A 16,674-nucleotide genomic window follows, 5' to 3' on the forward strand; every position below is an offset into this window, starting at 1 on the left:
ATTTGTCGCGATCGGAGCTGGGCGCTTTCACATCTTCCAATTCGAGGTTATCGCGAAGCGATTGATGGATGAAATACAGGAATCGTATGTCCGCCCCCCACCAAACGAATGTTTTGTGTTACAATGATAATCATTATCACTAAATGGACGGAGAGAAAACAACATGACGGATGCAACGCGGAACAAGGTGATGCCGCTGGAGAGGCTTCGTATTCGGTTGATTGACATCGATATCTTCACTGGTGTAGAGGGCAATCGGATGGAGCGCAGGCTGGCTACGACTCCAGCTCTTGTCATACCCATTCACGGCAGCGGCGAGCTCGAGCTGGATGCCGGGAAAATACGCCTGCAGCGTGATCACGTATACCCAGTCCGAACGGATACAACGTTCGGGATTCGTGCGGATCGAGGAGGAGAGCTTACAGCGGCTATACTGCGCTTCGATGCCTATTATGACCTGGGCGAAGAGTGGCGGGATTGGGAGCAGGAAACCTGTGCAGATGCGAAGAGGCAGGCGCGTGAGGCTGCTTTCGAGCAAACCAAGCCTACCGTTGATGAGCTGTTCAGAGGCAAATCCGAGCTTGCGGTTCCTGTGAATGGGCGGCTCGCGTTTATATGTCGTTCGATCGATGAGAACAGGCGAAGCAGGGATCCTCTCAAGCGATGGAGGGCGGAGCTTGATACGAACGAGCTAATCTATTATCTATTATCCGAGAGTGAAGATAGCTGCAAGGATACGACCGAGATGGCGCTGGAGCGAGTGAAGGCGTTCATGCAGGAACGTTTTCATGAGGATTTGTCCATTGAGCGTCTGGCTTCTGTTGCGGAGCTGAGTGCGAAATATTTTGTTGATGTATTCAAAAAAACGTATGGTGTCAGCGCGATCGATTACTTAACCAATGTCCGCATGGATGAGGCCAAGCGGCTGTTATTGCGCCAGAACATGCTTATGAAGGAAGTCGCGCATCAGGTTGGATACGCGGACGAGTTTTATTTTAGCCGCAAATTCAAGAAATTCGCGGGCATGTCTCCAACGGCGTTCATTCAGTCACGCAGCAGGAGAATCGCTGTATATGACACTTCATCCATTATCGGCTTCTTGATCCCGCTTGGCATAATCCCTTATGCTGCTCCGCTGCATCCGATGTGGACCAAGCTGTATAGCGATCGATACGGCGTAGATATACCGATACATCTGGACGGTTTCCGCATGAATCGTCATAACAAAGCGAACATCGAACAGCTCAAAGCGGCCAAACCGGATATCATTATCTGTTCGCACGAGGCGGAGGAGTGGGAGCGGAAGCAGCTTGAAGAGATAGCTCCCCTCATTGTCTTGCCTCCGTATACGATTGGCTGGGAAGAGATTCTGGTGGAGCTCGGCCAACAGCTCGGCGCGGAGCAAGAAGCGAAGCTGTGGATTGAACAGTATACCCGCAAAGCGCAGGAGCAGCGCAAGAGCTTGGAGAGCGGCTCTGCCGGGACAGGCAATAGAGCGCTGCTCATTCGGATGGATCAGGATCAGCTTTATATAGACTGGAGTGCCACTTTCCATGATGTCATGCATAAAGGACTGGGTTTTCAATCGGCATATCCAGAGGCGACGGTAGAGTCCAGCTATCCTGTTACGATCTCCGAGCTAGCTCAGCTAGAGACAGATTGGGCATGTATGTTGATTCGCAGGGACTCCGAGACGCTCGAGCATTGGAAGAGCCTTCAGGAAATGCCTGCATGGAATATGCTTCGATTTGTCAGAGAGGAGCGGCTTCGTATGCTTCCTTCGGATCCATGGCGCGAATATTCGCCAATCGCGATCGAACGGTGCTTGGGAATGACTTCGGAAATGTTCGCTTCAGAGATCAGAAAGTAGGCTCACATCGCAGCGAATAATTGATATGGATAATTTCCATGCCGAAACCGGAAATTATCCATGGTCGAAATATAGGAAAATACCCTATAATCGCTAATGATATTCATTATCAATTAGAGAAATAGGAGAGGTGTTCATTCATTATGTTGAAGAAAGCATTTGCAGGTCTTAGCCTGCTGCTCGTGTTAACCGTTGTGCTCGCAGCTTGTGGGGGAAATAACAGCAACGTGGCACCGTCAGAAAGCCCGGCACAAACAGAGAAGCCGGCTGTCGAAGGTGCGCAAGAATCGGAGAAGCCTGCAGAAGAAGCAGCGACTACGCAAACAATTAAATACCTCGATCAAGAATTCGAGCTTCCAGCTAAAATTGAAAGAATTGTTATTACAGGCGCTGTAGAGGCGATGGAAGATTCTATCGTATTAGATGTGAATCCCGTTGGTGCGATTTCGTTCGGCGGCAAGTTCCCAGCTCTGTTCGAAGGCGTGACCAAAAATGCGGAATCCACTGGTGAGAAAGCGGAGCCGAATTTCGAGAAAATATTGTCCATGAAGCCGGATGTGATTCTTGCATCTACCAAATTCCCTGCTGAAACAGTGGAAAAGCTGAAAACAATCGCTACAACGATTTCTTATTCCCACATCTCGACAAATTGGGAAGCTAACTTGAAGCTTCTAGGTCAATTGAGCGGCAAAGAAGCACAAGCGGATGAAGAGATTGCGAAGTACAAATCCGATCTGGAAGCGGCGAAAGTAACACTCGGCGAAAAAATGAAGGATCAGGAAGTTGTCGTGATCCGTATTCGTCAAGGCGGCAAAATGTTCATCTACCCGGCGAACGTATATTTCAACCCGGTTCTCTATGAAGAGCTAGGACTTACAGTACCAGCATCCGTCGCTGCAGCAAAAGCACAGGAGGAAGTGACAGTCGAGAAGCTGGCAGAAATCAATCCGGATTATTTGTTCCTGCAATTTGAGGCGACTGAGAATGTTGAAACGCCTAAAGCGCTCGAAGACCTGCAGAACAACCCGATTGCTAAGAGCACGGACGCCTTCAAGAATGGTAAAGTGTTCGTCAATGTAGTTGATCCACTAGCTCAAGGCGGAACGGCTTACAGCAAAATCGAGTTCCTGAAAGCAGCAGTCGAGAAGCTTAACCAATAAAGAAATAGATTGGCGTGTTTCTATGCGTATAAACAAATTCCTGCCGGCTGTCATCTTCGTGATGGCGCCGGCAGCAGCCATATTATTGATGCTTTTCTCTATTCTATACGGCAGCAAGTCGATATCGGCGGATACGGTATGGCAGGCTCTGTTCGCGTTCGATCCGGACAATGTGGATCATCAGATCATCCTGAACTCCCGGCTACCCCGTGCGGCAGGCGCTTTGCTTATCGGTGCCGCGCTTGCGGTATCCGGAGCGCTCATGCAGGGGATGACCCGCAATTATTTGGCCTCGCCTTCTATTATGGGCGTGACCGACGGGTCGGTGCTGCTGGTGACGTTCGCGATGATTTTTATGCCGCAATTTAACGGATCGGTTGGCCTCATTGTCATCTCCATGGCGGGGTCGGCTGTAGGCGCCGCACTCGTATTCGGTCTTGCCTGGTTAATCCCTGGCGGACTGTCGCCTGTGAAGCTGGCTATACTGGGGACGATTATCGGCACCTTCTTGAGCGGGGTAGCTGCGGCCGTATCGAGCTTCTTTCAATTCTCGCAAAATATCAGCTTCTGGTACAACGCCAAGCTTCACCAGATGGACCCGGAGCTGCTGAAGCTCTGTATCCCATTCGCATTTGTTGGTCTTGTGATCGCCATAGCGCTATCCAAATCAGTAACGGTGTTGTCGCTCGGCGATGATGTTGCAGCCGGCTTGGGGCAGCGGACCGCAGTGACGAAAGCGCTCGTCATTCTCACCGTTGTTATTTTGACGGGGGTGTCCGTGGCGCTCGCCGGCAAGATTGCGTTTGTCGGATTGATCGTGCCCAATATTGCAAGGTATATGTGCGGTGTCGACTACAAGCGGATTATACCGTTGTCGGCGGTTATCGGAGGATTATTCCTGGCATCATGTGATATTATCGCTCGCTTCGTCAATTATCCGTTCGAGACGCCGATCGGTGTCGTGACCGCAATATTTGGGGTACCGTTCTTCCTCTATCTCATCAAGACGAGAGGAGGAGGCAAACATGCGTAGGACGGAAAAAACTCGCGTCATCTGGGCAAGCGTGGGCACGGTTGCTGTGATTCTAACAGCCGTCTATATCAGCATCACGAATGGGATGTTTGATATGTCCGTGCTTGATGTTGCCAAAACGCTGCTTCGCATCGATCCCGTTCGTGAACATGATCTTGTCGTGTTCGAATTCCGTCTGCCGCGTATCGTCCTCGCGATGCTGATCGGAGCGGCGCTTGGGATAGCGGGAGCTGTCATTCAGGGTGTCACGAGGAATGGACTTGCCGACCCCGGCATCCTGGGAATTAATGCAGGTGCGGGGATGACGGTTGTATTGTTTATGTTTTTCCTGCAGGGCACCGTTTCGATATCCGGCTGGCTTGGGGTTATGATGAAACCGATGTTCGGTCTCGCAGGCGGTCTGCTAGCCACATCGCTCATCTATCTGTTCGCACGTAAGAACGGCGTTTTGGATTCGCAGCGACTTATTCTTGTCGGAATCGCGATCAGCTCGGGCTTTGGAGCGCTCACACTATATTTCTCCCTGAAGATGAATCCGAACGACTTCGAGATGGCCACAGTATGGCTGGCAGGCAGTATCTATAGTGCGAATTGGAAGTTTATCGTGACAATGCTGCCTTGGCTGCTGATTATTCCTCCATTTATATGGCGAAGGTCCAGAACGCTGGATGTTTTCCAGCTTGGCGAGCAGAGCGCAGGCGGATTAGGTGTTCGTGTAGAACGAGAAAAAAACATATTGCTTGTATGCAGCATCTGTCTGGTCAGTGCGAGCGTAGCGGTATCCGGAAGCATCGGCTTCGTGGGATTGATTGCGCCTCATATGGCAAGGCGGCTCGTCGGTCATACGCATCGGGCGATTATGCCCATCAGCGGTTTGATTGGTATGGCGATGGTTGTTGTCGGCGATTTGATCGGCAAGACGGTGTTTGCACCTGCGGAGCTCGCAGTCGGAATCGTCATTTCGATTATCGGAGTTCCTTACTTTGTATATTTGTTAATCCGCGCGAAGCGGTGATCAATAGGTCTGCTATAGTGCGGACGAACGTTTGGAGAGTGGGCTCATATGAATTGGTTCAAAAAAATTGAGGTGAACGGCAGAGAGCTTGTCGTGTTCCTGCCACCCTCGTATGATACGGAAGAAGGCCGAGAACGGCGGTATCCGGTTGCTTATGTGCAAGATGGAGGCGAAATGTTCAAGCTCATCTCGAACACGCTGCAGCATCTGATGCTTCAAGGCAAGCTGCCGGAGGTGCTGTTTATCGGCGTGAAAACGAATAACCGCAATTTGGAGTATACACCGTGGCCTGCACCTCCGCTGCTGGAGTCCTACGAGGCATTCGGCGGCGGAGCGCGTGTTTACCTCGACGACCTGGCGGATATCGTGAAGCCTTATGTCGATTGTATGTTCCGCACGAAACCGGAGCGGGAGTATACAGCGGTCATTGGCGGCTCTTTTGGCGGGCTTATTTCGTTATTCGGCGGGTTATGGCGGCCAGATACATTCGGCTTATTGGGTCTCCTTTCCGCATCCTTCTGGTTCGAAGGTGTGATGCCGTTCTTACGCGAAAGGGAAGCCCCTGATACAGACCTTCGGATTTACATGTCGGTTGGCGACTGCGAAGGGATCTACAAGACGAACATTCAGCGCAACATGGTGGCAGCAAGCAAGGAAGCCTATGAGTTATGGGCTGCCAAAGGTTTTCCGTCCGAACGGATGCGCTTCCGGCTTCAAGAAGGCGGGACGCATGACGCGCTTACGATGGCGGGCAATCTGACTCATGCTATCCATTGGCTGTTTCAAGCGGATGCGGCCGATAAGGCTGATAAGTTGCCGGCGCTGCGAGGAATAAGTCCTCTAGAGCGTACAGGTTATGTCGTTCCACGGACGGAAGTAAAGGAGATTGTTTCTCGGGCGACGGGCAGAGCCTATCGTATTTTTATTTACGAGCCTGCAGAACCTGCGCCTGCGGAAGGATATCCAGTCCTGTATACGCTGGACGCCAACGCGTCGTTCGCTTCTATCGCAGAAGCGATGATCCTTCAGGTACGCGGACCGCGCGGCTTACAGCCATGTATAGTTGTTGGCATTGGTTATGACTCGGAAGGTCCAATTGTAACGAAGGAGCGATTCTGGGATTACACCGATCCTGCCGATGAATCGGAGCTTCGTGCCAGACCAGACGGCTCACCATGGCCTGCCAATGGCGGAGCAGCGGACTTTGCTGCATTTATCGAGGACGAACTGAAGCCAGCTGTCGAGACGTTGTATCACGTTGACCGTTCGCGTCAGGCGTTGTTCGGTCACTCTTTGGGCGGCTACTACGTGCTCCGGACTTTGCTTGCACGACCTGATAGCTTCCAGACCTACATCGCGGGCAGCCCTTCGATCTGGTGGAAAAATCACGACCTGCTGAAGCAATTGCCTGAACTAGAGCGACGTGTGTCTGCTGGTGAAATAAAAGCCAATCTCTTGATCGCGGTTGGCGCTCGAGAGGCGAACATGGTGGACGATGCCGAGAAGCTTTATGATCGTCTGCTGCCGCTGGCAAACAAAGGAGCGTTCCGACTGTCGTTCCGGAAGTTCGAAGAAGAAGAGCATATGACGGTCATCCACCCGCTCATCAGTGAACTGTTGCGAGTGTTTGCTGTCCGGTAACAGTAGTGGGGCCATCATCATATAACCGCTTTGAATAGAACTGCTCCCCAGCTGCTAGATGTATGATAGCGACTGAGGTGCAGTTTTATGCTTTCATAAACTTCGTTGATCGTTCTCTAATGCAGCTAACGTGAGTTTGCGACTCTTCTTTGATATGATGTAATATATCCGAATTCATAAGGAGATAAAAGCGATGGAACATAACAAATTACTTAGAATGGACAATGTCGGCATCGTTGTAGAATCCCTTGATAACGTCATTCCGTTCTTTGAGGAAATTGGCTTGAAGCTTGAAGGACGAGCGACTGTGGAAGGTGAATGGGCCGGCCGCGTCACGGGTCTCGGAACACAGTGCGTAGAGATTGCCATGATGGTTACGCCTGATGGCCATAGCCGAATTGAACTTTCGCAATTTATTACCCCGCCAACTATTGCAGATCACCGAACAGCTCCTGTCAATGCCCTTGGTTACCTGCGCGTCATGTTCGCGGTTAAGGACATCGACGAAATGGTATCCAGGCTCTCGAAGCATGGTGCTGAGGTTGTTGGCGATGTGGTTCAATATGGAACCTCATATCGTCTCTGTTACATTCGTGGAGTCGAAGGTCTCCTGATCGGCTTGGCGGAGCAGCTTGAAGCCAAATAAATGAGGCGAGCCAGGTATGATACCGGGCTCACCAGCCCTCTTCTCTAATTAAAGTGTGTCCATTGCAAAGTCGTCTATGCGAGATCTAATGTAAGCGTGACGGGACAATGATCGCTGCCAAGAATATGACTGTCGATGGAGGCTTCCGTCACGGAAGGGACAAGCCGCTCCGACACGAGGAAGTAGTCGATGCGCCAGCCTACATTCCGCTCGCGCACCTTCGGCATGAACGACCACCAGCTGAAGGCGTCTGTTCGATCCGGGTATAATCGCCGGAACGTATCGGCGAAGCCCGAGTCGAGCAGCTTCGTCATACAGCCGCGTTCTTCTGTCGTGAAGCCGGAATTGCCGTGGTTGGACTTCGCGTTTTTGAGATCGATTTCTTGATGGGCTACATTAAGATCACCGCATACGATAACGGGCTTGCTCGCGTCCAGCTCATTCAAGTAACACATAAACCGTGTTTCCCACTCCAGCCGGTAGTCTAGCCGGGATAGGTCGCGCTTCGCATTTGGCGTGTATACGGTGACCATATAATAGCTGTCGAATTCAAGCGTGATGACTCTACCCTCGGGCTCGAAGTCCTCTTCTAAACCGTAACGAACAGAGATCGGCTTGATTTTGGTGAAAATAGCCGTGCCCGAATACCCTTTTTTCTGCGCATAATTCCAGAACTGATGATAGTCGTCGCCGAGCGGCAGATCGATCTGACCTTCTTGCAGCTTCGTTTCCTGCAGACAGAAAAAATCGGCGTCCATCTCGCGGAAATAATCCAGAAATCCTTTGCCGACGCAGGCGCGAAGGCCGTTCACATTCCAAGACACTAATTTGATACTCATTTCGTTTGGGCTCCTTGCCTCGTTATGATACCTTCAAAATATCAAAACGAGACAAGAGATACAACCATGACAGTCGTATCTTCGTCTCGGTGTTCATCATATTGTCGATAATTGGGTCATTCTGGTCGAATAGAGGCTGGTTGGAGCGAGTTCCCTATTTATTTCTGACATAGATTGAGTTAATATGAACTTAACATTTATGATACGACTAGCCGTCTATAGGACGGTTTTTCTTTTTGCACAGTATCAAATCAAGGAGCGTGAACGAAACGTGAATACGGTAATGGATATCTATCGCCGATCGCCGTTCTGGGCGACCTTTGTTCTTTTAATGTTGAAAATGGTCTTATTCCGTCAGTTTAATTTCGGTACGATTCAGATCGATCGACTGCTTGCCGATGCGGCCGCTGTTTTAGTTATCTTGTGTGCAGTGGAGCTGTTAACGACATCTCGCTGGAAATCCGTGACCTTCGGGTCCGTCAATGGCCTCATATCTTTCATTTTATTTGCATGTTCGGTTTACTTTGCTTTCTTCGGCAGCGTGCCAACCTATACAGCTCTGAGCGGACTAGATCAAGTTGGACAAGTTGGAGACAGTGTCAAGGCGGCGATTAGCCCTAAGTTTTATTTGTTATTCTTGGATCTAGTTGTTTTGATCGTATTAGCACTGCTTACCCTGCGCAGCAAACCGCGCCGGAAGGGCGCAGGCTCTGCAGGCAAACCCTTGTACGTAGGCATTGCACTGATCATCTCCATTGGTGCTTCGGTTGTGTATATACGCACGGATCTGGATATCCCGAATGAGCTTGTTCAGGCAGAGCGTCTGGGTGTTCTGAATTATCAAGTCGCAACAGCCATTAATGAACGTAAGGCGAACGAAGCGATTAAGGATGCGGATCCTGATAAAACGGCTGCAGCACTGGAGCAGCTCGAAGAGGATCAATTCGGAGTATCGGAAGAAGCCGGCATGCCTAAGTTCTTTGGCGCAGCCAAAGGCAAGAACGTCATTGTTGTTCAATTGGAGTCGTTCCAAGATATTCTTGTCGGCGCGGAAGTAAATGGTCAAGAAATCACACCGGTACTCAACGATCTAATTGATACCGGGAGCTTCTACTGGACGAATATTTTCCAGCAGATCGGTCAAGGGAATACATCGGATGCCGAATGGAACGTGAACACAGGCATCTATCCTACTGGTACCGAAGCGATGTCCAAAGGTTACGGCGATCGCGCCGTGCCGGCACTTCCAAGGCTGCTTGGAGAAGAAGGGTACGTGTCGAATACGTTCCATGTTAATGACGTCACCTTCTGGGACCGTAATCGCATGTATCCGGCATTAGGTTTTACGAAATACTATGATAAACCATTTTTCACTGACGACAAATTTAATGCGCTGGGCGCTTCCGATGAAGAGATGTATCGGGTTGGGTTCGACGCGCTGCTTCAGCATCACAAAGAAGGCAAGCCGTTCTACGCGCAATTTATTACGACATCCAGCCATCATCCGTTTTGGATTCCTCAGAGCTTCAAGAAGATTGAGGTTCCGGATTCCCTTAAGAAGACGCAGCTCGGTTATTATGTCGAAGCAACGAACTATACGGACTATGCACTTGGTCTGTTGATCGACAATTTGAAGGCGAACGGCATGTGGGAAGACACGATGCTGGTCGTATATGGCGATCACTTCGGTATTCAAGAGAAGGAAGCTGCGCCTGAATTTGTCGCTGAGCAGCTTGGGATCAAGTATGACAACCGCATCGCGCGCTTTAATATTCCGCTTCTAATCCACATCCCTGGGGTTGAAGGGGTAACATCCAAGCAGGTAGGCGGGCAGCTTGATATTATGGCGACCGTCTCCAATCTCCTTGGTCTTGATTTGAAGGAAAAAGGATTGTCGATCTTCGGCAAGGACTTGCTTAATACAGAGAAGAACGTACTAGGGATGCGGTATTATTTGCCAACGGGCTCGTTCTTCAACGATGATATTTTGTTTATCCCTGGCAAAGGGTTCGATGACGGTACTGCGTATGATATCGAGACGTATGAGCCAGTGGCGGACTTCAGTCAGTACCGTGAGGATTACGACTACATTCTGAATCTGATGAAGCTGTCTGACGAATATGTTAAGCTTCTGCCGAAACGATAAATTGTAATATAAATTCCGCAAGCGCCTGTCCACAAAGGATGGGCGTTTGTTTTTTTAAATTCTAAGAATTTATAAGTTTTTGCATCTTATCTGAGCTTAGAATTCTCGGAATGAAACGCGCTGCGCCGCCAAAGACGGCGCAGCCGTTTCACCTTGATTATTTCCAAGTCATTGTATGTTTATCGGAAATCTGTTAAAGTACAAGGAATGTCAGTTGATTGACGAACGTTCGTTAAGGAGGATTTGCAATGAGCATAGCTATTAAGGAAGCAGCGCTGAAGATGTTCTCGGCCTACGGATACGAAGGAACATCACTTGCTCAAATCACGGATGAGATCGGACTGAAGAAGCAGTCGGTCTATGCCCATTTCAAAGGCAAGGATGACCTGTATCTGCAGGTCGTGCGAGAGGCCTTCGCCTCGGAGCTGGAGCGTATAAGAGCTACGATCGCAAGGACGACAACAGAATCGCTTCGAGACGGCTTATATCGTATTCTGCGATCCTATATCGATAGCTTCCAAGACGGAAGCACGCTTAAGTTCTATCTGCGAACCGCCTTTTATCCGCCGGTCCATCTGTATGATGAGATCGATGCATACGCATGTCAACATATCGACACCTTATCAGCAATGACGCGGGTTCGATTCTTGCAAGCTGCCGAGCAGGAGGAAGTTGAAGTGGAGGCGGTAGATGTCGCGAACGAAGCGTTCTCAGCGTTGCTTGATGCAATCTGCGTAGAGCTTGTGTATGGGAACGTGGAGCGGACGGAGAAGCGGCTTGCGGCGGCATGGACGGTATATTGGAATGGGGTCATGGCCACAGGAGCGCAGTCGCGCTAAGCCTTGTGAAGAGCAACAAGATTTTACTCGCAAATTCAGTCATATGGAGGTACTCATCATGTTTCACGCAACAACCTGGCAAGAAAGAGTTTCGTTATTTCTTAAAATTTTATGGCCGATTATGGTTACTCAAGTAGGCATGTACGCCATGAATATGACCGATACGATCATGTCGGGTCAAGTAAGCACCAATGATCTGGCTGGCGTAGCGATCGGCTCCAGTCTATGGATGCCGATCATAACGGGGATCGGCGGCATTCTGATGGCCGTATCGCCGATTATCGCCCAGTTAGTGGGCAGCGGAGGGCAAGACAAAATTGGGAAGGCTGTCAACCAAGCGTTGTATGTCTCCTTTGCGCTTGCTATCATCGTAGGCGGTTTGGGCTCATTCGGATTGAAGCTTATATTGGATGGGATGAATGTAACGGCAGAGGTTCACCATATTTCGTATCATTATGTGCTTGCGCTCATGCTCGGGCTAATACCGTTATTCGCGTCTAATGTACTTAGATATTTCTTTGATGCTCAGGGCTTTACCCGTATCTCCATGATCATTACGTTGCTTGCTATTCCTTTTAATGCAGGCCTGAATTATGTATTTATTTTCGGCAAGCTAGGATTGCCTCAGCTCGGAGGTATTGGCGCAGGTTACGCGACGGCGATCACCTACTGGATTATTCTCGGGATCAGCGCGTGGATGACCTTCCGGATACCGGCGATCAGAGGTTATCGTCTCTTTGTAGAATGGGCGAAGCCATCACTGAAAGCTTGGAAGGAGCTGCTTGGGATCGGCGTGCCGATCGGGCTTTCTATCTTCTTTGAGGTCAGTATCTTCTCGGTCGTTACCTTGTTAATGGGTGCACAATTCTCGACAGAGACGGTGGCGGCCCATCAGAGCGCTTTAAGCTTTACATCGTTGATCTTTATGATTCCGCTTAGTATCTCGATGGCGCTGACCATTGTAGTCGGCTTCTCCGTGGGAGGGGGCAAGCTCTATGCAGCGCGGCGCTATACATTGCTCGGTGTTTCCGGCGCAGTGATGTTCCTCACGGTGTGTTCGGTGTTGCTGTATGTATTCAGGGATCAGGTTGCTAACTTGTATACGAAGGACCCGGAGGTTGCGACGTTAGCCGCCCAATTCCTCGTTGTTGCGATTTTCTATCAATTGTCTGATGCCTTGCAGGCATCGCTGCAAGGGGTGCTGCGCGGCTATAAGGACGTCAGAGTACCATTTATTATTGCTTTTGTCTCCTATTGGATTGTTGGCATACCGTCCGGTTATCTATTGTCAAATTACACAGAGCTCGGACCATTCGGATACTGGTTCGGCATTATAATCGGACTGACCTTCGCGGCAGTTGGATTCGGCGTTAGATTGCGAAGCATTGAGAAGGCGACGCGCGTCGCATCAACATTGAAGGCAGCTTAGGTATATATCTTTAGTAGAATGAGCTCCAATGGATATGGTTTGTGCAAGGATATCCTCCAAACCTAAAAAGACCGTCAGGACCGAACTTTCCTGACGGTTTTTCTTAATTGCTTTAGCCGAATCTCCAGTCTACAAGTTGTACAGCCATTTTCACATTAAACTTTACGATTTTATCAAATGCGATGTTTGTGATATCGGCTGTGATGTCATCGATGAATTCGCCAGTATTCTCGTCATAAAGTTCGAGATAGAAGTAGCCGTCGAAAGTACCGCTGGCATTCAGTTCGCCGTCAATAACCATTGAAACCTCGCGGATCTTACCGTTGACACGGAAGAATCCCATATGCTGCGCAACAATCCCAACTCGTCCCGCATCCATTAGATTCGTCCACTTGGACGTCAAGACAAACTCTTCTCCATCGTAAATCGCGTTGAGTTTATTATCGAACTGAGCTTCTGTGAAACTATTTGTTACGTTAGCGTTACCATTAATCTGGTAATAGGAGCTTCCGTTTTCCTTCCAATAGGTAACTTCAACCTCACGTTTGTCGTTGTTCCAATCGACTTGCGCACCTAACGATTGGGTTAGGAAACGAAGCGGCACCATGATTCTGCCATTGACGATTTTGGCAGGGACATCAAGCTTCACGCTTTTGTTATCGACCGTTGCTGTGGTCCCGTTAACTGGAATGATAACCGTCTTCTTCTTGAAAGCACTCTTGTATTGTGCAGTAACTCGTTTGGACTTTTGATCCCAAGTGACGCTGATCTCCATCTCCTCTGCGATCTGACGGAATGGAACAAGCACACGGCCGTTCGAGATGATCGGCGCTTGGTCGAATTCGACCTCTAAGCCTTGTACGTACACGTGGATCGGCTTCTGTGTTGCGGCCGCTGAAGTCGCTTGTGGAAACACGGATGCGGCAACTAATGCGAGTAAAACGATTTTTATTATTTTCATTTTTTAATTCACCCCTAGAATATTTTACAGGGCAGTGAAAAAATGTTCATTATGAAAACGATGGTATTAGTGCTGGGCAGAGTTCGGCAACCTAACAGAATAGCTAGCTTCGAAATTGACTTCTAGCGCCGTTCAAGTTACTTTTGTAAGACCAAGCAAGTCCTAATAAGAAAGGGTAAGATAACATGCAACAACATCTACAACATGCTACATTTGCCGGAGGCTGTTTCTGGTGTATGGTGACTCCTTTCGAGGAGCTGCCAGGTATTCACGGTATCGTATCTGGATATATGGGTGGTCCTCAGGTTGACCCTACTTACGAACAAGTCAAAAAAGGAGAAACGGGTCATCTCGAGGTCGTACAAATTACGTTCGATCCAGTAGTCTTCCCGTACGAACGATTACTAGAGTTATTCTGGCCGCAGATCGATCCGACCGATGCGGAAGGACAATTCCAAGACCGCGGCAGCCAATATCGCACAGCTGTCTTCTACCATCATGAAGAGCAACGGGAGCTTGCTTTAGCCTCGAAACATGCACTAGAACAGTCCGGCCGTTTCGATAAACCGATTGTGACGGAGATCCGAGAGGCAGAGACGTTCTATCCGGCGGAGGACTATCATCAGGACTTTCACAAAAAAAATCCGAAGCATTACAAAGAAGATCGCGCGATGTCGGGACGCGATGAATTTATTGATGCGAATTGGAAGAAATAAGAGACAAGGGGTACACCAATTGTGGGGAATACGGTTCATATTCAAGCGTTGAAGTATGGGAATGTGCTTCATTATGAATGGGAGACAGAGCTACTGGAGCAGAGGGATGATGATGTGTTCGTCCTTGCCAAGCATGGCCGACAACTTCGCCACCATACGAAGAACGCTACATTCACCATCAATAACTGGTCGATAGAGTGGTTCTCTAGGAAGCATTGGTTTACGTTGAGCGCGGTCGTTGCAGATGGCCGAATCACTGAATATTATTGCAACATTAACCAACCGGCCTTGATTGGCGAGGGTAAGGTGGCTTTTGTAGACCTCGATCTGGATCTGGTGCAGCGCGATGGGGTATGGATGGTAGTCGATGAGGATGAATTCGCCCACAATGCGATTAAATTCGGATATCCGGAATCATTGATTGCCCAAGCTCGGGAAGAACTGAAGAGACTTCAGGCTCGCATTGCGGCGGGGGAATATCCTTTTGACGGAACGTTAGAAGAATGGATAAGCCATTTGAGCCTGCGAGATGCGGGAGCAAGATACGCCGCCGGAAATGTTTAATTGGTCCTCCACTATTTCCAATGTAATATCGCGCTCGAAATGCTCTAAGAAATAAGGTTTGAACTTTGAATTCTGGAAGTGAAACCCACTGCCGTCTCGACCTGTAGCAGCACGGACTACCATTTTCCCATCCAACTAGTTTCGTTACTGATAGTCATGTAAACTAAAGGACAGCAGTTGATTATCCATTCTGAGGATCATAGATAGGCTTGAAGGGGAGGAGGATCGTCGATGTTAGGAGAAAACATGATGGTTGACAGAAAACGCGGGCTGGACGCCGCCGCGATTGTCGCGGAGCATCGCCGCTGGTTCGAAGGCGGGACGACGGCGGACGGAGCGTTCCGCATCGAGCAGCTTCGCAAGCTGAAGGCAGCGATTGTGAAACATGAGCCAGCCTTGTTCGAGGCACTTCGCCGAGATCTGCACAAGAGCGAGGCAGAAGCATATGCGACCGAGATCGGGCTGGTGCTTAGCAGTATCACCTACATGACAAAGCATATCCAGAAGTGGATGAAGCCGCGCAAGGTGAAGACACCGCTGACATTGTTCGGCAGCCGCAGCCAGCTGGTATTCGAACCGTATGGAACGGTGCTCATTATCGGTCCGTTCAATTATCCGGTGCAGCTCGTGCTGGAGCCGTTGATCGGAGCCATCGCGGCGGGCAACAGCGCGGTCATCAAGCCGTCGGAGATGACGCCGCATGTGTCTGCTGTTATTCGGGATTTAATAGAAGATACGTTCGAACCTGCTTTCGTGAGAGTCGTGGAAGGCGATAAGAATGTGACGTCGGCTCTTATTCACGCGCCGTTTGACTTTATTTTCTTCACTGGGAGTACACAGGTAGGGCGAATCGTCATGGAGGCTGCTTCCCGTCATTTGACGCCAATTGCGCTTGAGCTCGGCGGCAAGAGTCCGGCGATTATCGATGCTACGGCTAATCTGGAGTTGGCAGCCAAGCGGATCATCTGGGGTAAGCTCATTAATGCGGGACAGACCTGTATCGCGCCTGACTATCTGCTTGTGCACGAATCGGTGAAGGAGCGGTTGTCTGGGCTGCTGCGGGAAACGGTGAGGCAATTCTATGGCGACGATCCTGCGGCTAGCGACGATTATGGCCGGATCGTCAGCGAACGGCAATTCGACAGATTAACTGCGATTCTGGAGCGTGATGGGGAACGTATTCTGTGGGGTGGACAACGGAACCGGGACGACTTGTATGTGGCTCCAACGCTGATTGATGCGGGCAAGGCGACTAGCGATGGAGAAGGTTGCGCGGCGATGGCGGACGAGTTGTTCGGTCCGCTGCTTCCTGTGTTGACGTTCACGGATGTACAAGACGTGATCCGGATGGTTCGCGGCCGAAGCAAGCCGCTTGCCTTGTATCTATTCACGGAGGATGCGGATACGGAGCGGGAAGTCATGGGCCGGCTTTCATTTGGCGGCGGCTGCGTCAACGATACATTGTCGCATATCGTCAACCACCATCTCCCGTTCGGCGGAGTAGGCTCCTCTGGCATCGGCGCCTATCACGGCGAGCATAGCTTTGAGCTGTTCTCGCATCGCAAGAGTCTTCTCAAGCGCACAACGCGCTTCGAGCCGGGCTTCTTGTTCCCACCTTACAAGGACAAGCTGAAGTGGGCGAGGAAAGTGATGAAGTAGCGGATCATTTCTAATATAGAAAAGCCAGCAGGAAAAACCTCCAACTTCGAATTTGATTCGATAGGGTGGAGGTTTTTTGCGTGGGAAATAGAACATAATGGTTTGTGTAGTTGGTGAGGGGTGGGTGCTAAGCGCTAAGTGCTAAGCGCTAAGTGC

Annotated in this window: 14 protein-coding genes; 12 read left to right on the forward strand and 2 right to left on the reverse strand. The window is 49.9% G+C overall.

What is annotated here, in order from left to right; genetic code table 11:
• The first annotated feature begins 163 nt into the window (after nt 1-163).
• The 6 genes from ACX1C1_RS11945 to ACX1C1_RS11970 all read left to right on the forward strand — a co-directional run bounded on the left by ACX1C1_RS11945 (nt 164) and on the right by ACX1C1_RS11970 (nt 7,365).
• Nucleotides 164-1,870, forward strand: a complete 1,707-nt coding sequence (locus ACX1C1_RS11945) for a helix-turn-helix domain-containing protein (protein ID WP_458957295.1) — start codon at nt 164-166, stop codon at nt 1,868-1,870.
• Between the two features lie 146 nt (nt 1,871-2,016).
• Nucleotides 2,017-3,030: an ABC transporter substrate-binding protein gene (locus ACX1C1_RS11950; protein ID WP_458957666.1), complete on the forward strand. Its 1,014-nt coding sequence runs from the start codon at nt 2,017-2,019 to the stop codon at nt 3,028-3,030.
• 22 nt (nt 3,031-3,052) lie between these two features.
• On the forward strand, nt 3,053-4,063 hold the full coding sequence (locus ACX1C1_RS11955) for a FecCD family ABC transporter permease (RefSeq protein WP_458957296.1): 1,011 nt from the start codon (nt 3,053-3,055) through the stop codon (nt 4,061-4,063).
• Entirely contained in the window at nt 4,056-5,078 is a 1,023-nt protein-coding gene (locus ACX1C1_RS11960) for a FecCD family ABC transporter permease (RefSeq protein WP_458957297.1), read from the forward strand. The genes ACX1C1_RS11955 and ACX1C1_RS11960 overlap by 8 nt, the downstream gene beginning before the upstream one ends.
• Nucleotides 5,079-5,126: 48 nt before the next feature.
• Nucleotides 5,127-6,719, forward strand: a complete 1,593-nt coding sequence (locus tag ACX1C1_RS11965; protein WP_458957298.1) for an alpha/beta hydrolase — start codon at nt 5,127-5,129, stop codon at nt 6,717-6,719.
• A 193-nt stretch (nt 6,720-6,912) separates the two neighbouring features.
• Nucleotides 6,913-7,365 (forward strand): VOC family protein, encoded by a 453-nt coding sequence (locus tag ACX1C1_RS11970; protein WP_458957299.1) that lies wholly within the window; start codon nt 6,913-6,915, stop codon nt 7,363-7,365.
• A 74-nt stretch (nt 7,366-7,439) separates the two neighbouring features.
• Here the strand turns inward: ACX1C1_RS11970 and ACX1C1_RS11975 are convergent, their stop codons facing one another.
• A complete protein-coding gene (locus ACX1C1_RS11975; protein ID WP_458957667.1) occupies nt 7,440-8,198 on the reverse strand; it encodes an exodeoxyribonuclease III in 759 nt (252 codons plus the stop codon).
• 277 nt (nt 8,199-8,475) lie between these two features.
• Here ACX1C1_RS11975 and ACX1C1_RS11980 point away from each other — a divergent pair, with 277 nt between their 5' ends.
• From ACX1C1_RS11980 to ACX1C1_RS11990, 3 genes are all read left to right on the forward strand, one after another.
• The gene (locus ACX1C1_RS11980) at nt 8,476-10,350 is read left to right on the forward strand and encodes an LTA synthase family protein (protein ID WP_458957300.1); all 1,875 of its coding nucleotides are present in this window, start codon (nt 8,476-8,478) and stop codon (nt 10,348-10,350) included.
• A gap of 248 nt (nt 10,351-10,598) precedes the next feature.
• Nucleotides 10,599-11,189 carry a TetR/AcrR family transcriptional regulator gene (locus ACX1C1_RS11985; RefSeq protein ID WP_458957301.1) on the forward strand — a complete coding sequence of 197 codons (591 nt, stop codon included), beginning with the start codon at nt 10,599-10,601 and terminating at the stop codon, nt 11,187-11,189.
• 58 nt (nt 11,190-11,247) lie between these two features.
• Nucleotides 11,248-12,618 carry an MATE family efflux transporter gene (locus ACX1C1_RS11990; protein ID WP_458957302.1) on the forward strand — a complete coding sequence of 457 codons (1,371 nt, stop codon included), beginning with the start codon at nt 11,248-11,250 and terminating at the stop codon, nt 12,616-12,618.
• A 112-nt stretch (nt 12,619-12,730) separates the two neighbouring features.
• Here the strand turns inward: ACX1C1_RS11990 and ACX1C1_RS11995 are convergent, their stop codons facing one another.
• A complete protein-coding gene (locus ACX1C1_RS11995; protein WP_458957303.1) occupies nt 12,731-13,579 on the reverse strand; it encodes a copper amine oxidase N-terminal domain-containing protein in 849 nt (282 codons plus the stop codon).
• Between the two features lie 185 nt (nt 13,580-13,764).
• Here ACX1C1_RS11995 and msrA point away from each other — a divergent pair, with 185 nt between their 5' ends.
• The 3 genes from msrA to ACX1C1_RS12010 all read left to right on the forward strand — a co-directional run bounded on the left by msrA (nt 13,765) and on the right by ACX1C1_RS12010 (nt 16,518).
• Nucleotides 13,765-14,295: a peptide-methionine (S)-S-oxide reductase MsrA gene (gene msrA, locus ACX1C1_RS12000; protein WP_458957304.1), complete on the forward strand. Its 531-nt coding sequence runs from the start codon at nt 13,765-13,767 to the stop codon at nt 14,293-14,295.
• Nucleotides 14,296-14,316: 21 nt separating this feature from the next.
• The gene (locus ACX1C1_RS12005; RefSeq protein WP_458957305.1) at nt 14,317-14,859 is read left to right on the forward strand and encodes a DUF402 domain-containing protein; all 543 of its coding nucleotides are present in this window, start codon (nt 14,317-14,319) and stop codon (nt 14,857-14,859) included.
• A 231-nt stretch (nt 14,860-15,090) separates the two neighbouring features.
• Nucleotides 15,091-16,518 carry an aldehyde dehydrogenase gene (locus tag ACX1C1_RS12010; protein ID WP_458957306.1) on the forward strand — a complete coding sequence of 476 codons (1,428 nt, stop codon included), beginning with the start codon at nt 15,091-15,093 and terminating at the stop codon, nt 16,516-16,518.
• Nucleotides 16,519-16,674: the final 156 nt, after the last annotated feature.

The sequence above is a fragment of the Paenibacillus sp. strain BS8-2 genome (genome assembly GCF_054483835.1).

Coding starts and splice junctions, on each gene's coding strand:
- ACX1C1_RS11945 (WP_458957295.1), top strand. CDS start 164: ATGACGGATGCAACGCGGAACAAGGTGATGCCGCTGGAGAGGCTTCGT.
- ACX1C1_RS11955 (WP_458957296.1), top strand. CDS start 3,053: ATGCGTATAAACAAATTCCTGCCGGCTGTCATCTTCGTGATGGCGCCG.
- ACX1C1_RS11960 (WP_458957297.1), top strand. CDS start 4,056: ATGCGTAGGACGGAAAAAACTCGCGTCATCTGGGCAAGCGTGGGCACG.
- ACX1C1_RS11965 (WP_458957298.1), top strand. CDS start 5,127: ATGAATTGGTTCAAAAAAATTGAGGTGAACGGCAGAGAGCTTGTCGTG.
- ACX1C1_RS11970 (WP_458957299.1), top strand. CDS start 6,913: ATGGAACATAACAAATTACTTAGAATGGACAATGTCGGCATCGTTGTA.
- ACX1C1_RS11985 (WP_458957301.1), top strand. CDS start 10,599: ATGAGCATAGCTATTAAGGAAGCAGCGCTGAAGATGTTCTCGGCCTAC.
- ACX1C1_RS11990 (WP_458957302.1), top strand. CDS start 11,248: ATGTTTCACGCAACAACCTGGCAAGAAAGAGTTTCGTTATTTCTTAAA.
- ACX1C1_RS11995 (WP_458957303.1), bottom strand. CDS start 13,579: ATGAAAATAATAAAAATCGTTTTACTCGCATTAGTTGCCGCATCCGTG.
- msrA (WP_458957304.1), top strand. CDS start 13,765: ATGCAACAACATCTACAACATGCTACATTTGCCGGAGGCTGTTTCTGG.
- ACX1C1_RS12010 (WP_458957306.1), top strand. CDS start 15,091: ATGTTAGGAGAAAACATGATGGTTGACAGAAAACGCGGGCTGGACGCC.